This is a genomic window from Culturomica massiliensis (assembly GCF_900091655.1).
Taxonomy (GTDB): domain Bacteria; phylum Bacteroidota; class Bacteroidia; order Bacteroidales; family Marinifilaceae; genus Culturomica; species Culturomica massiliensis.
The window spans coordinates 3,762,945-3,776,430 of the sequence record NZ_LT594621.1; the positions used below are offsets into that span (position 1 = coordinate 3,762,945).

10 protein-coding genes are annotated in these 13,486 nt (G+C 43.2%); 7 read left to right on the forward strand and 3 right to left on the reverse strand.

What is annotated here, in order from left to right:
- Positions 1–100 precede the first annotated feature (100 nt).
- Complete coding sequence (locus tag BN8908_RS16640) at positions 101–808, reverse strand: zinc metallopeptidase (RefSeq protein ID WP_068691744.1); 708 nt, start codon at positions 806–808, stop codon at positions 101–103.
- A gap of 434 nt (positions 809–1,242) precedes the next feature.
- Here BN8908_RS16640 and BN8908_RS16650 point away from each other — a divergent pair, with 434 nt between their 5' ends.
- Positions 1,243–2,853 (forward strand): beta-N-acetylhexosaminidase, encoded by a 1,611-nt coding sequence (locus BN8908_RS16650; protein ID WP_068691748.1) that lies wholly within the window; start codon positions 1,243–1,245, stop codon positions 2,851–2,853.
- A 51-nt stretch (positions 2,854–2,904) separates the two neighbouring features.
- Here BN8908_RS16650 and BN8908_RS16655 read toward each other — a convergent pair whose 3' ends face one another.
- Positions 2,905–3,876, reverse strand: coding sequence for a hypothetical protein (locus tag BN8908_RS16655; RefSeq protein ID WP_082989298.1), 972 nt, complete (start codon positions 3,874–3,876; stop codon positions 2,905–2,907).
- Between the two features lie 298 nt (positions 3,877–4,174).
- On the opposite strand from BN8908_RS16655, the gene BN8908_RS16660 reads away from it, so the two are divergent.
- The gene (locus BN8908_RS16660) at positions 4,175–6,331 is read left to right on the forward strand and encodes an elongation factor G (RefSeq protein ID WP_021989058.1); all 2,157 of its coding nucleotides are present in this window, start codon (positions 4,175–4,177) and stop codon (positions 6,329–6,331) included.
- Between the two features lie 183 nt (positions 6,332–6,514).
- On the opposite strand, the gene BN8908_RS16665 is transcribed toward BN8908_RS16660, so the two are convergent.
- Complete coding sequence (locus BN8908_RS16665; RefSeq protein WP_068691750.1) at positions 6,515–7,465, reverse strand: DUF4842 domain-containing protein; 951 nt, start codon at positions 7,463–7,465, stop codon at positions 6,515–6,517.
- A gap of 317 nt (positions 7,466–7,782) precedes the next feature.
- Between BN8908_RS16665 and BN8908_RS16670 the strand changes: the two genes are divergently transcribed.
- The 5 genes from BN8908_RS16670 (at position 7,783) to BN8908_RS16690 (ending at position 13,441) form a co-directional block, all read left to right on the forward strand.
- On the forward strand, positions 7,783–7,995 hold the full coding sequence (locus BN8908_RS16670; protein WP_021989056.1) for a hypothetical protein: 213 nt from the start codon (positions 7,783–7,785) through the stop codon (positions 7,993–7,995).
- A gap of 15 nt (positions 7,996–8,010) precedes the next feature.
- Entirely contained in the window at positions 8,011–8,715 is a 705-nt protein-coding gene (locus tag BN8908_RS16675; protein WP_068692407.1) for a 16S rRNA (uracil(1498)-N(3))-methyltransferase, read from the forward strand.
- A 61-nt stretch (positions 8,716–8,776) separates the two neighbouring features.
- Positions 8,777–9,448 (forward strand): DUF4159 domain-containing protein, encoded by a 672-nt coding sequence (locus tag BN8908_RS16680; RefSeq protein WP_068691752.1) that lies wholly within the window; start codon positions 8,777–8,779, stop codon positions 9,446–9,448.
- Between the two features lie 401 nt (positions 9,449–9,849).
- Complete coding sequence (gene clpB / locus BN8908_RS16685) at positions 9,850–12,441, forward strand: ATP-dependent chaperone ClpB (protein WP_068691754.1); 2,592 nt, start codon at positions 9,850–9,852, stop codon at positions 12,439–12,441.
- Positions 12,442–12,559: 118 nt separating this feature from the next.
- On the forward strand, positions 12,560–13,441 hold the full coding sequence (locus tag BN8908_RS16690) for a DMT family transporter (RefSeq protein ID WP_068691756.1): 882 nt from the start codon (positions 12,560–12,562) through the stop codon (positions 13,439–13,441).
- Positions 13,442–13,486: the final 45 nt, after the last annotated feature.

The following is a 13,486-nucleotide window of genomic DNA, read 5'->3' on the forward strand; positions in this document are numbered from 1 at the left end:
CCCCTTTCGGATGTTGTATAACTGAAAATAAGTAACAAAAAACGATCGGAGGATACAATCCTCCGATCACTTATAGTTTTGTATAAGTTTTTTGGGAATTTTAATTCCTTCTTCCCAGATAGATCATGACATAGTATAACAAGGTCGCCAGGGATGAAAGTGCTGCAATGACATACGTATAAGCTGCCCACTTTAATGCATCGAAGGCATAGCTCTGGGTTTGATAGTCGGTTATGCCGGAATTTCGCAACCATACCAGAGCCCGGTGACTGGCGTTGATTTCAACGGGCAGTGTAATGAAGCTGAATAACGTCATTATCGCAAACAGGATAATACCGGCGAGTAAAAGTTGAGGAAAGGTGTTCACCATTAAGATTCCCGCCAACAATATCCATTGTACCCAATGAGAGGCAAAGCTCACAACCGGAACGAGTGCGGAGCGCATTTTCAGCATACTGTACGCTTTAGCATGTTGTACGGCATGTCCGCATTCGTGGGCGGCAACCGCTGCCGCTGCGATACTGTTGCCGAAGTAGACTTCCTTGCTCAAGTTGATTGTTTTATTGACCGGATTGTAATGGTCGGTGAGTTGTCCTTCCACACTTCCGATTTTAACACCTGTAATTCCATTGTCCCGCAACATCTTTTCGGCGACGTCCCGTCCTGTCATGCCATTGGCTGTCGGTATTTTGGAATATTTTGTAAAACGACTTTTCAATTGGTTGCTGATGAGCCAGCTGATCAGGGTAAATCCGATAAAAATAACCCAAATCCATAAATTACCTGCAAATAATGCTGTGTGTTCCATTGCTGTTTAAATTAATATTATACTTGGAAAAGGTACAAAAAATATACCATTTTATTCAAAGATACGAGGAATGCCGTTATTGCAGTTTGTTTTGGATATATTTAACAAATGCTGACAAAATTCAGCTTTCTTATTATCTTTGTCAGGTTACCGTGTCTGGTTGTGGATTTTGGGTTACGATTAATAATTCCTCTATTTACGGGGGAGAGGTGCGGGTATAATCTAAAGTTGTAAATTAAAGTTTGCAATATTTATCGGTCTTGGGATGTTGTGGGACGGCGACTCTTTGATGTGGAGCCGTGATCGCAAGCGATTGTCAGAATCGGTTTGTCAGTTGTGAAACATTCGTTTAAAATGCAAAATGTCCGTAAAGACAAATTGTAAGGTGGGGTGGGAAATAAAATTTTAGAATAAAAAAATCAAATATAGGATATATGAAGATAAGATGTTTATTTTTCTTTTTGTTGGTGAGTATGACATTGTCGGCGCAGGATTATTTGTCTGCTTTGTTGCCCATGCCTAACCGGGTAGAACCGGGTTGGGGTGAGGATTTTATAGTGACACCGAAAACCGTGGTAACCGTTGATTCGGATTCTCTGGCTTTTGCTGCTTCAGAGTTACGGCGTATTTTACAGGAGCGTACCGGGCTTTCAGTAACCGGAACGGCCGGTGAAGGATCGGTGATAAGTCTGCAAGTAGATCCGGCAATGGAAGGGAAAGAGCATTATATATTGTCGGTTGAGCGTGACCGGATGGTGATTAAAGGAGCTACACCGGGAGCCGTATATTGGGGAATCATGACATTGGATCAATTGTTATTGGGGGATGTGTGCCGTTCTGCCGGAGCCAGAATTGCTCCTGTATATATTGACGATGCGCCCCGTTTTGCTTACCGGGCATTGATGCTCGATCCTGCCCGTCATTTTTTACCGGTAAAGGATGTGAAATTTTTTATCGATCAGATGGTCCGCTACAAATACAATGTATTGCAATTGCATCTGACTGATGATCAGGGTTGGCGTGTAGAGATCCGGAAATATCCTGCTCTGACGGCTGTCGGGGCAAACCGGAATCCGCAAGGAGGGAATGAAGGGCCGGACAACGGATTTTATACCCAGGAGGAATTGAAAGAGTTGGTGCGTTATGCTGCGGAGAGAAATGTAGAAATTGTGCCGGAGCTGGATATCCCCGGTCATACCGTTGCCGTATTGGCTGCTTTTCCGGAACTGGGGTGTCCCCATACGGAATCGGTTCAGAAAGTGATGGGAGAGACGGTGAATTTGATGTTATGTGCGGGGAACGATAAAGTTTATAAACTTTATGAGGATATTATTCAAGAGGTGGCGGCAATTTTCCCTTCGAAGCGAATACATTTGGGAGGCGATGAAGCGATTATTGAAGAAAACTGGATGCGGTGTGAGCGATGCCGTGCCTTGATGAAGGAAAAGGGCTATGCGAAAGTCAGCGAGTTAATGGGATATTTTTTCGGAAGAATACTGCCTTATGTCCGGGATAACGGAAAAGAAGCGATTTTGTGGTGTGAACTGGATAATATCCGGATGCCTGTCTCCGGGTATCTTTTCCCTTATCCGCAGGATGTGACGTTAGTGACCTGGCGTTATGGCCTGACCCCTTTTTGTATGGATTTGACTCTGCAACACGGGCATCAATTGATTATGGCGCCCGGAGAGTATGCTTATTTGGATTATCCCCAATGGCCGGGAGATCTGCCTGAATTTAATAATTGGGGAATGCCGGTTACTTCTTTAGAGACGTGTTATCGCTTTGACCCCGGATATGGCCGCCCGGCAACGGAGCAAAATCATATATTGGGAATAATGGGGACCTTGTGGGGAGAGGCTATCAAGGATATCAACCGGGTGACTTATATGACTTATCCCCGGGCATTGGCATTGGCGGAAGCAGGTTGGACCCGGATGGAGTTCCGGAAATGGGATTCTTTCCGGGAACGTTTGTATCCGAATTTAATGAATTTAATGCGTCACGGGGTTTCGGTGAGGGCTCCTTTTGAAATAGGGCGTTGAGAAGTTTTATCCTGCCCTGTCAGAACAGGATAAAACCCGGTTTCTTTGTTTTTAAAGCTTGAATTCGAGATTGAGGTATATAAAAGATTCGGCTTTGCCGTTTTGAGGATTCCAGTTTCTGAAATTGGGAGAGAGTTTCAAAAAACGGATCGGTGTATACTGTACTCCGGCAAGTATGCGTTGTCCGTCTGTTTCCCGGAATTGTTCTTCCTGGGAATGTAGGTAGTCGTAACGGCCGAAAACCGTGAATTTTTTTCCTGCGTTGACGGAAGTGTAGACCGAATAGCCGTCTTTATTGTTTCCTTCTGTAAAAGTGGCATTCCATAATTTGTTGTATTCTGCTCCGATACGGAACAGTTTGTGCCGGTAACCGGCAAAGAGGGAAAGGTTCGACTGGTTTTCCGTGGAATCGCTGTTTCCTGTATAAATATCTCCGTATATCCGGAATGTGAGATCGGTGACGGGGGTAAGGGTTACTCCGGCTCCATAGCGGTAATTGTTGTCTTTATTGATCTTTTTGTAGCCTTCTCCGTTTGTAAAAGAGAGATCAGCACTTATGTAATCGTTAAAACGGTATTTGCCGATAATTCCCATGTCGGCACTGGGCCCGAATTTGTAGTCGTCATCAAAGGATTTGAGGATATACCGGTAGCCCCAGAAAGATTCCTGTAAACTGAACTGTTCTGTTTTTACGAGTCCGAAATCCAACGTGAGATTGCCCGGAGTCCAACTGAGCATAGCATTTTTTACGTAAGCGACCCGTTCCAGATCGGCACCTTTTAGCTTGGTTTCCCCAATGTCGAATATCACCTTGCCACCGAAATTCTCCGTCAGTTTGAATTGGTAGCCCAGATAGGCTCTGTCCAGTTCAAATCCGGAGTTTGAGTTGGCATGTCCGAGTCCTGTGTGATAGTTGGCAAACAAGGTTACAATGGGTTTACCTGTGATGGTAATTTTCTGTTCCTGCGCACGAAGAATTAAAATCGATAATGTAAAGAGTACAAAAAAGCTAAGTCTTTTCATAAGAATGGTTTAGTGATTATCCAGAATTGTGTTACAAAATTAGGTCAGAATAGTTTCGTAAAAATGACGGAAAAGTTACATTTCTGTTACAACATAATTTTAGGGTTGAGATACAGTAATTAGCGATTTAAATTGAAAGGCAGACGGAAAATCACTTGTTTTTTTCAAAAATTGTATATAATTTGTGAACCGATTTAAAACGTTTGAAATCGCAGAGGGCGGTCGGAATGGAAAATTTTCTTCTTTTTCTGCGTCTTTTTCTTTTCAGACAACAATAATAACCTAAAACTTATTAACCATGAAAACCTATAGTCCTAACGAGATTAAAAATATCGCACTCGTGGGCAGTGCAGGTTCTGGTAAGACCACACTGGCTGAAGCGATGATGTACGAGGGCGGGGTCATCCCGCGCAGAGGTAGCGTAAGTGCTAAAAATACCTCCTCTGATTACCGGCCCGTTGAACAGGAATACGGTTCTTCTGTATTTCCGGCAGTATTGTATGCTGAGTGGAAAAACCAAAAGCTTAATTTTATCGATACTCCGGGAGCCGATGATTTTGTCGGAGGCGTTATCTCTGCGCTGGAAGTGGCGGATGCTGCAGTCATGGTTGTGAATGCAGTAAAAGGTGTGGAAGTCGGTACTGAAATTATCAGCCGTCATGCTAAACGGATGAATAGACCGGTGATTTTTGTTGTCAACCAATTGGATCACGAGAAGGCTAATTTCGAACAGACGATTGAGCATGCAAAGGCTTCTTTCGGTAAGAAAATTGTATTGGTGCAATATCCGGTAAATCCGGGTAACGGCTTTAATAGGGTCGTAGATGTGTTGAAGATGGAGATGTATAAGTGGGGGCCGGAAGGCGGTAAGCCGGAGGTTTTGCCGATCCCTGACGAGGAGAAGGAAAAAGCGGAAGAATTGCATAATATATTGGTGGAAGCTGCAGCCGAGAATGACGAGAAGCTGATGGAGCTTTATTTTGAAAAAGGTAGCCTGACAGAAGATGAGATGCGTGCCGGAATACGGGCAGGATTGATCAAGCGGGATATGTTTCCCGTATTCTGCGTATCGGCAGAAAAAGACATGTGCGTACGTCGGTTTATGGAGTTTTTGGTGAATGTAGCACCGAGTGCAGCAGCTATGCCGGGTACAAAGACTGTCGACGGAGAACTTGTGCCGTACAATGCCGAGGGGCCGACCTCTGTATTTGTTTTTGCGACTTCTATCGAACCGCATTTGGGTGAGATCAACTATTTTAAAGTCATGTCGGGGAGTTTGAAAGAAGGGGATGACCTTACCAATATGACGAATAGTACGAAAGAACGTTTTTCTCAGTTGTTTGCTGCGGCCGGGAAAAACCGTACGAAAGTAACGGAGCTGAAGGCCGGAGATATCGGGGCAACCGTAAAGCTGAAAGGAACGAAGAACGGGGACACCCTGAATGAAAAGGATTGTGAATATCGCTTCCCGGGCTTTAAGTATCCGGAACCCCGTTTCCGTACAGCCGTGAAGGCTGTAAACAAGAACGACGACGAAAAGGTAGCTGAAGTACTTAACCGTATGCATGAGGAGGATCCGTCGTTATTAGTAGAGTATTCTAAGGAACTGAAACAATTGATTCTTTCCGGTCAGGGTGAGTTCCATCTGAATACGATGAAATGGCGTATTGAGCACAATGATAAACTGCCGATTGAATTTATCGTACCTAAAATTCCCTACCGGGAAACGATAACCAAGTTCGCCCAGGCAGACTACCGGCATAAAAAGCAATCCGGCGGTGCGGGACAGTTCGGTGAAGTACATATGGTTATCGAACCTTATGTGGAAGGTATGCCGGAACCGACTTCTTATAAAATCGGAGGCATCGACAGCAAAATGTCTGTGAAAGGGAAAGAGGAATATAACCTGCCGTGGGGAGGAAAACTGGTATTTTACAACTGTATTGTCGGGGGTGTGATCGAAGCCCGTTTTATGCCGGCGATCCTGAAAGGTATTATGGAGAAGATGGAAGAGGGACCGTTGACGGGGTCTTATGCCCGTGACATACGTGTGTGTATTTACGACGGTAAGATGCACCCGGTAGACTCAAATGAAATTTCATTCCGTTTGGCCGGACGTCACGCTTTCAGCGAAGCGTTTAAAAATGCCATGCCGAAGGTGTTGGAACCGATCTATGACGTAGAAGTACTGGTGCCTGAAGAAGACATGGGAGACGTGATGAGTGATTTGCAGACCCGCAGGGCCGTTATTATGGGAATGGATTCAGACAGCGGTTTCCAGAAGATTATCGCAAAGGTACCTTTGAAGGAGATGCAACGCTATTCAACTGCCTTGAGTTCGATTACCGGAGGCCGTGCGACATTCAGTATGAAATTTGCCGGATACGAAAAAGTGCCGGGTGAAATTCAGGAGGAATTGTTGAAGTCTTATGACGAGGCTGAAGATGATGAATGATAAATCTTATAAACTTGGGAGCTGTGTCACAGACACAGCTCTTTTTTTTGAGATTTTGCCGTTTTTTGTCACCGGGATGAGCAGCTGCTTGCCGTGAATGAAACGGAAAGAAAAAGAGGTATAAAAAAACCGGACGAACTATCGTCCGGTTTTTCTGAAAAGGTTATTAAATAAGAGCGTATTTTATTCCAAATCCTGATAGTCCCAGATTTTATAAAGACGTCCGTCTTTGCCGGGAATGGTGTTGTTACAAAATTTGCTCGTCATATTTGTTTGGGGGGTGCCGATCCAGCTAGCCCTGCCGTTGACCCAGTCACTAAAATCCGGATATGCCTTAAAAATGGAGATTTTTTCCTGTGGATATTTAAATGTTCCATTGTCTTTACCTACAACCAGGCCGTAAGGCATCCCTTCATGATTAAGCATATCATATCTCTGATAGTCGTAGTCGGATGTTACGGCATAATATCTTTTCCCATCCACCTCGATAAACCAGGCGATACTTTTTTTTGTTCCTTTAGCTAATTTATAGTTTGTGATTTGAGGCATCAGTTTATAACGTATCGGTGTGTTATCATTTACCGTATTGATAAATCCTTTGGCCCCATGGAACAAATCGGTTCTGACATCTTCCGTAATAATGTGTTCGGAATTGTCCGGTAATATACAGCCCAGTTTGATGGTTTTTCCGCCGCCGAGGGCAATCGGCTGTATATATATATTGTGTAAATCCCATTCCTTACCGCCGTTGCCGAGGACATTCTTTACATGTATGACTAAATCGTTGTAGTCGTAATCACCGTATTCCGTATCCTCGAACATAACGGCTTGCCAATACTGACTATAGGTATCTACGTTGTTCAGAATGGCAAAATCGACTTTAATACCGGATTCTCCCCTGGAAGGTAGAATACTGCCTTTGGGGATTTTGATTGTTGTCGGTTCATTGACTACGGCCAGCGTATCGTCTCCTTCGGTTACAATCGTCGTGTAGCCGGCTTTAACCGGTACCTCATAATTTTCGAATGCCTCACAATACGCAATGCGTTCCTGAGGTTCCGTATAAATGTTTTTGTCGTGAGTACAGGCAATGGCGACTAAAATAGCCATTGCTATAAATATAACCTTTTTCATATGCTTGTATTTGAGTTCAAATATAGGTGTTTTTGATGGAGTTGGTACTTATTTATGCCAGATTATTTTCCAACTTATTATTTACGATTTTCCGGAAATTTAGTTGCCTGTAAAACAGTCTGAACGAGTTATTTGACGAACTGATTCGTTATCAGATCCATTTAATCTAAATAAGTTATAAAGCTTGATATCGGGAATGGATTAGAAGAGATGGGTTATACAACAACAATTCCAGTTGCCTGTTTTATTATCTGTCTGATTTTTTATCGGTTCGGTCTTCTTTTGCTATATTTGTCCCGGAATTTAATCTTGATTGTATGAAACAGACATCTATTTTCCTGGTTGTATTTTTAGGATTGGTGTATTTTATGTTGGTGACGGTTTTTTGTTATCAATTGGGAAAAACCAATTCTTTCGGAGATGCTTTGGCTGGGGTGTGGAATAGTACAAAGGCTTTGTTACCTGTGATTATTATTACAGGAGTTGCTGTTTTCGGTGATTGTCGTGCTAAAAGGAAGAATATTCATTAATTGGAGGAGGCCGGAATGCATTTGTTTTATACCCCGGATATAGAAGGGGATGTTTATACGTTAAACCCGGAAGAATCGAAGCATTGTGTACGTGTGCTGCGGTTGGAGAAAGGAGATGAAGTAGCTTTGGTCGATGGCCGGGGAGGATATTATAGCGGCATTATTACTGCTGCTGCTATAAAAGGGTGTAAGATCGAAATTGTTCATAAGATTGAGGCGTATGGGAAACGTTCTTTTCGTTTGCATATAGCAATTGCCCCGACGAAAAATATCGATCGGATTGAGTGGATGCTTGAGAAATGCACGGAAATCGGAACGGAAGAGTTTACGATGCTACGGACGGCTCGTTCCGAACGTAAAGAGGTGAAGGCAGAGCGTTTGGAGAAGGTGATTGTCTCAGCCGTGAAACAATCGTTGAAAGCCTATGTGCCGGGTTTGAATCCGATGACCGATTTTAAGCATTTTATCGCTTCCTGTAAGGAGGGACAGCGCTTTATCGCTCATTGCAATGAAGGGGAGAAGAGAAGGCTGGATGAGGTATATATCCCGGGAGAAGATGCTGTTATTCTGATCGGCCCGGAAGGTGATTTTTCGGACGAAGAGGTCGGTTGGGCGGTCTCTGCGGGATTTGTTCCCATAACATTGGGAAATAGCCGTTTACGGACAGAGACTGCCGGAATTGTTGCGTGTCATAGTATCGGATTTATGAATAAGGTTTGAAAATATAGAGATTGACCGGATATATTTTAAAATTTCCGGGTCTTTGAATAAAAATAATATCATGGAACATCTTGTGAAAATAGTGTTGATTGTCGCTTTGTTTATTTTGATTCCACGCTGGATTTGGGGACAGGAAACCAAAGTAAAGATCGCTTTGTTGAAATATAAGGGAGGGGGTGACTGGTATGCCAATCCGACCGCCTTACCTAATCTGATAAAGTTCTGCAATGAGAATCTGGGTACGGATCTGGCCAAAGAACCGGCGACGGTAGAGCCCGGTAGCCGTGATATTTTCAATTATCCTTTTGTGCATATGACCGGGCATGGGAATATCGTATTTACGCCTGTGGAGGTGCAGAATATGCGGGAATACCTGTTGGCCGGAGGTTTTTTGCATGCGGATGATAATTACGGGCTCGATAAGGCTTTCCGGCGGGAAATGAAGAAAGTTTTTCCTGAAGATGATTTTATTGAATTGCCGTGGGATCATCCGATTTTCAGCCAGAAGTATAAATTTCCGGAAGGCTTGCCTAAAGTTCATGAACACGATAATAAACGTCCTCAGGCTTTCGGTATCGTAAAAGACGGAAGACTACTTGTTTTGTATACTTATGAAACGGATCTCGGAGACGGATGGGAGGATCAGGAAGTGCATAAAGATCCGGAGGACAAGCGTTTGCAGGCCTTGCAGATGGGAGCGAATATTATTTCGTATGTTTTTTTAAACCAATAGGCGTAGAACGATATTGCTAAAAAGCATCGATTTCTCTGATTTTAAACCGGTAGATACATCGAAGGGAAAATTACACACTGGGACGGACTCATTTGTGTAATTTTTGGTTTACGATTCCTCTTTTTTGCAGGGAAAGATTGGGGTATAATTTGAAATAGAGATTCTAAATTTTAGATTTTAAACTGCCTGGCAACCTGCTCCGTTATCAAATTCTTTTAATCTAAAAGCGTTAATCTAAAATCTACAATTTGAAGTCTATATTTAATTGTGTCATTTTTGCATAAATTTTGTGTTTATTATGTCAAATTGGCAGGTGTGCTGCAAAATTTTCACTGCAACCTTTCAGGGAAAGAATCGGTATAAGTTTTGTATCTTCTCATAACCGAAAGGAGCATTTGATTATGAATACAGACAATTATACGATTAAATCGCAGGAAGCATTGCAGAAAGCAGTGCAGCTTACACAGAGTAAAGGACAACAAGCCATCGAAACCGGGCATTTGCTGCAAGCGGTTATAGATGTCGGAGAGAATGTCACTCATTTTATTTTTAATAAATTGGGGGTGAACAGTAATTCATTACTCGCTGCCCTGGAGCGTATTATAGATACTTATCCGCGGGTATCCGGCGGTAACGTGTATCTTTCTTCCGATACAAATAAAGTATTGGAGAAAGCTACCCGCTATGCTAATGAAATGGGGGATCAGTATATTTCCCTGGAGCATATTTTGTTGGCTTTGTTGAATGGAAAGGATCAGGTAGCCCAGTTGATGAAAGACAGTGGGATGAACGAGAAGGAGACAAAGGCAGCAATTGCCGAATTGCGGAAGGGATCTAAGGTAAACTCGCAATCGGCAGAGTCGACTTATGATTCTTTAGGACGTTTTGCTATAAATCTGAACGAGCGTGCCCGCAATGGGAAGTTGGACCCGGTAATCGGACGTGACGATGAAATCCGCCGGGTGCTTCAGATTTTGTCGCGCCGTACGAAAAACAATCCGATATTGATAGGAGAACCCGGGGTTGGTAAAACGGCTATTGCCGAGGGGTTGGCACAGCGTATTGTGAACGGGGATGTACCTTCCAATCTGACGTCCAAACAGATTTACTCGTTGGATATGGGAGCTTTGATTGCAGGAGCCAAATACAAGGGTGAATTTGAAGAAAGGTTGAAGGCTGTTGTCAATGAAGTTATCTCATCTGAAGGAGAAATCATTTTGTTTATCGATGAAATACATACCTTGGTCGGTGCCGGAAAATCCGATGGGGCCATGGATGCTGCCAATATTCTGAAACCGGCTTTGGCAAGAGGTGATTTGCGGGCTATCGGGGCGACAACCTTGAATGAATATCAGAAATATTTCGAGCAGGATAAAGCTTTGGAGCGTCGTTTTCAGAAGGTGATGATAGATGAGCCGGATGTGATGAGTGCAATCAGTATCATGCGGGGATTGAAGGAGAGGTATGAAAATCATCATAAAGTGAGGATTACGGACGATGCTATTATTGCTTCCGTTGAATTATCTCACCGGTATATTTCCGATCGTTTTTTGCCGGATAAGGCTATCGATCTGGTGGATGAGGCGGCTGCCCGTTTGCGTCTGGAAATGAATTCCGTTCCGGAAGAGATCGATGAACTGGACCGGAAGATTCAGCAATTGCAGATCGAGAAAGAGGCATTGAAACGGGAAGGTACAAGCAAGAAGCTGGATGATATTAAAAAGGAATTGGCCGATCTGAACGAAGAGCGCACCAAGTTGCGGGCACAGTGGGAATCCGAACGTTCTTTGATCGATGAGATTCAAAAAAACAAGGATGCGATAGAACAATATAAGTTTGAGGCTAACCGGGCCGAACGGGATGGTGATTATGGGAAAGTGGCCGAGTTGCGTTATGGCAAGATCAAGGAAGCGGAGCAGCATATCGAAGATGTGAAAGCCAGGTTGGCCGGTATGAAGAACGGAGAATCTTTGATCCGGGAAGAAGTGACGGCTGATGATATTGCTGCTGTCGTGTCCAGATGGACCGGTATTCCTGTCAATCGGATGATGCAAAGTGAAAGACAGAAGTTGCTTTCTTTGGAACATGAACTGCATAAGCGGGTTGTCGGACAGGATGTGGCGATTGCTGCGCTGGCCGATGCTGTGCGGCGTAACCGGGCCGGCTTACAGGATGCGAAGCGGCCGATCGGTTCATTTATCTTTTTAGGTACGACCGGAGTCGGTAAAACGGAGTTAGCGAAAGCATTGGCTGAGTTTCTGTTCGATGATGAAACTCAGATGACGCGTATCGATATGTCGGAGTACCAGGAACGTCATTCCGTTTCCCGTTTGATAGGAGCGCCTCCCGGATATGTCGGTTATGATGAAGGCGGTCAGTTAACAGAGGCTGTCAGACGTAAACCTTATTCGGTTATCTTATTGGATGAGATCGAAAAAGCACATCCAGATGTGTTCAATATTTTGTTACAGGTATTGGATGACGGTCGTCTGACGGATAATAAAGGGCGGGTCGTGGATTTTAAAAACACGATTATCATTATGACTTCAAATATCGGAGCTCATATTATTCAGGAAAAATTGAAAGATCTGAATGATAAAAACCGGGATGAGGTACTGGAAAAAACAAATGCGGAAGTATATGAGTTGTTGAAACAGACCATTCGCCCGGAATTCCTGAATCGTATCGATGAGGTGATTATGTTTACGCCTTTGCAGAAAAATGAAATCGTCGATATTGTTCGCTTGCAGATTCAGGGTGTCAATAAAATGCTGGCGAATAATGGTATCCTGTTGGAGATTACGGATAAGGCTGTGGAATGGATTGCAGAAGAGGGATACGATCCGCAGTTCGGAGCCCGTCCGGTAAAGCGGATTATACAGCGTACTTTGTTGAATGATTTGTCAAAACAGATCTTGGCTGAACAAGTTTCTAAGGATAATCATATTTTGGTAGACGTAAAAGATAATCAGATCGTTTTCAGTAATAAGTAATATATACGGGACAGTTAGAAAAGCTCTGCAATAAAATGCAGGGCTTTTTTATTTTTTGTCTGTTAAGTACTAAAATAATCCTATCTTTGAACATTTTAAATTTCAGTTATAAAATTTTATGAATCAACGTAAGGCCTATCTTTATGCGGGTGTTGCAATTTTGTGCTGGGCAACGGTTGCAACGGCTTTTAAAATAGCTCTTTCTACTATGTCGAATATAGATTTGTTGTTTATTTCTACTTTTTCGGCATTGATTGTACTTTTGGGTATCGTTTCTTTTGGAAAGGGCATAGGGCGGTTGAGACATGTAACTGCCCGCCAGTGGGGGCGTGCTGCTTTTATGGGTTTTTTGAATCCGTTTTTGTATTACCTGATTCTTTTTAAAGCCTATGCTTTATTGCCGGCACAAATTGCCCAGGCGTTGAATTGTATCTGGCCGGTATTGCTTGTATTGTTGTCGATTCCGATATTGGGACAGCGGATTCCCTTTATGAGTGTATTGGCGTTGTTGATCAGCTTTGCCGGTGCAGTTGTCGTTGCTTTTCAGGGAGATTTTTCCGGATTGTCTGTCAAGGAACCGTTCGGAGTGTTCTTGGCAGCTCTGACTTCTGTCATGTGGGCATTGTATTTCATTCTCAATATGAAAAGTAAATTGGAGGAAGAAGTCTCTCTTTTACTGAATTTTCTCTTTGCTTCTGTTTACATTACCTTGTTGATTTGTTTTACAGGATTTCAGGTGCCGGTATTGAAGGGTTGGCTGGCCGGAGTGTATGTCGGGCTTTTCGAAATGGGCATTACTTTTGTTTTTTGGCTGAAAGCTTTAAATCTGGCCCGTAATACGGCAACGATAGGTTCGTTGATTTATCTTTTTCCTTTTTTATCTCTTATTTTTATTCACTATTTGTTGGGAGAGGAAATTTATACCTCGACCGTTTTCGGCCTGGTATTGATTATTACCGGTATTCTGGCCAATCAGTTTATCATACGGAAATCAAAGTAAAAAATAAATGCGGTGCCGGAACACCGCATTGTTTTTTTATCGTTT

Bases quoted from the DNA above. Each gene is read 5' to 3' on its own strand.
- BN8908_RS16640 (WP_068691744.1), bottom strand. From the start codon at position 808: ATGGAACACACAGCATTATTTGCAGGTAATTTATGGATTTGGGTTATT.
- BN8908_RS16650 (WP_068691748.1), top strand. From the start codon at position 1,243: ATGAAGATAAGATGTTTATTTTTCTTTTTGTTGGTGAGTATGACATTG.
- BN8908_RS16655 (WP_082989298.1), bottom strand. From the start codon at position 3,876: ATGAAAAGACTTAGCTTTTTTGTACTCTTTACATTATCGATTTTAATT.
- BN8908_RS16660 (WP_021989058.1), top strand. From the start codon at position 4,175: ATGAAAACCTATAGTCCTAACGAGATTAAAAATATCGCACTCGTGGGC.
- BN8908_RS16665 (WP_068691750.1), bottom strand. From the start codon at position 7,465: ATGAAAAAGGTTATATTTATAGCAATGGCTATTTTAGTCGCCATTGCC.
- BN8908_RS16670 (WP_021989056.1), top strand. From the start codon at position 7,783: ATGAAACAGACATCTATTTTCCTGGTTGTATTTTTAGGATTGGTGTAT.
- BN8908_RS16675 (WP_068692407.1), top strand. From the start codon at position 8,011: ATGCATTTGTTTTATACCCCGGATATAGAAGGGGATGTTTATACGTTA.
- BN8908_RS16680 (WP_068691752.1), top strand. From the start codon at position 8,777: ATGGAACATCTTGTGAAAATAGTGTTGATTGTCGCTTTGTTTATTTTG.
- clpB (WP_068691754.1), top strand. From the start codon at position 9,850: ATGAATACAGACAATTATACGATTAAATCGCAGGAAGCATTGCAGAAA.
- BN8908_RS16690 (WP_068691756.1), top strand. From the start codon at position 12,560: ATGAATCAACGTAAGGCCTATCTTTATGCGGGTGTTGCAATTTTGTGC.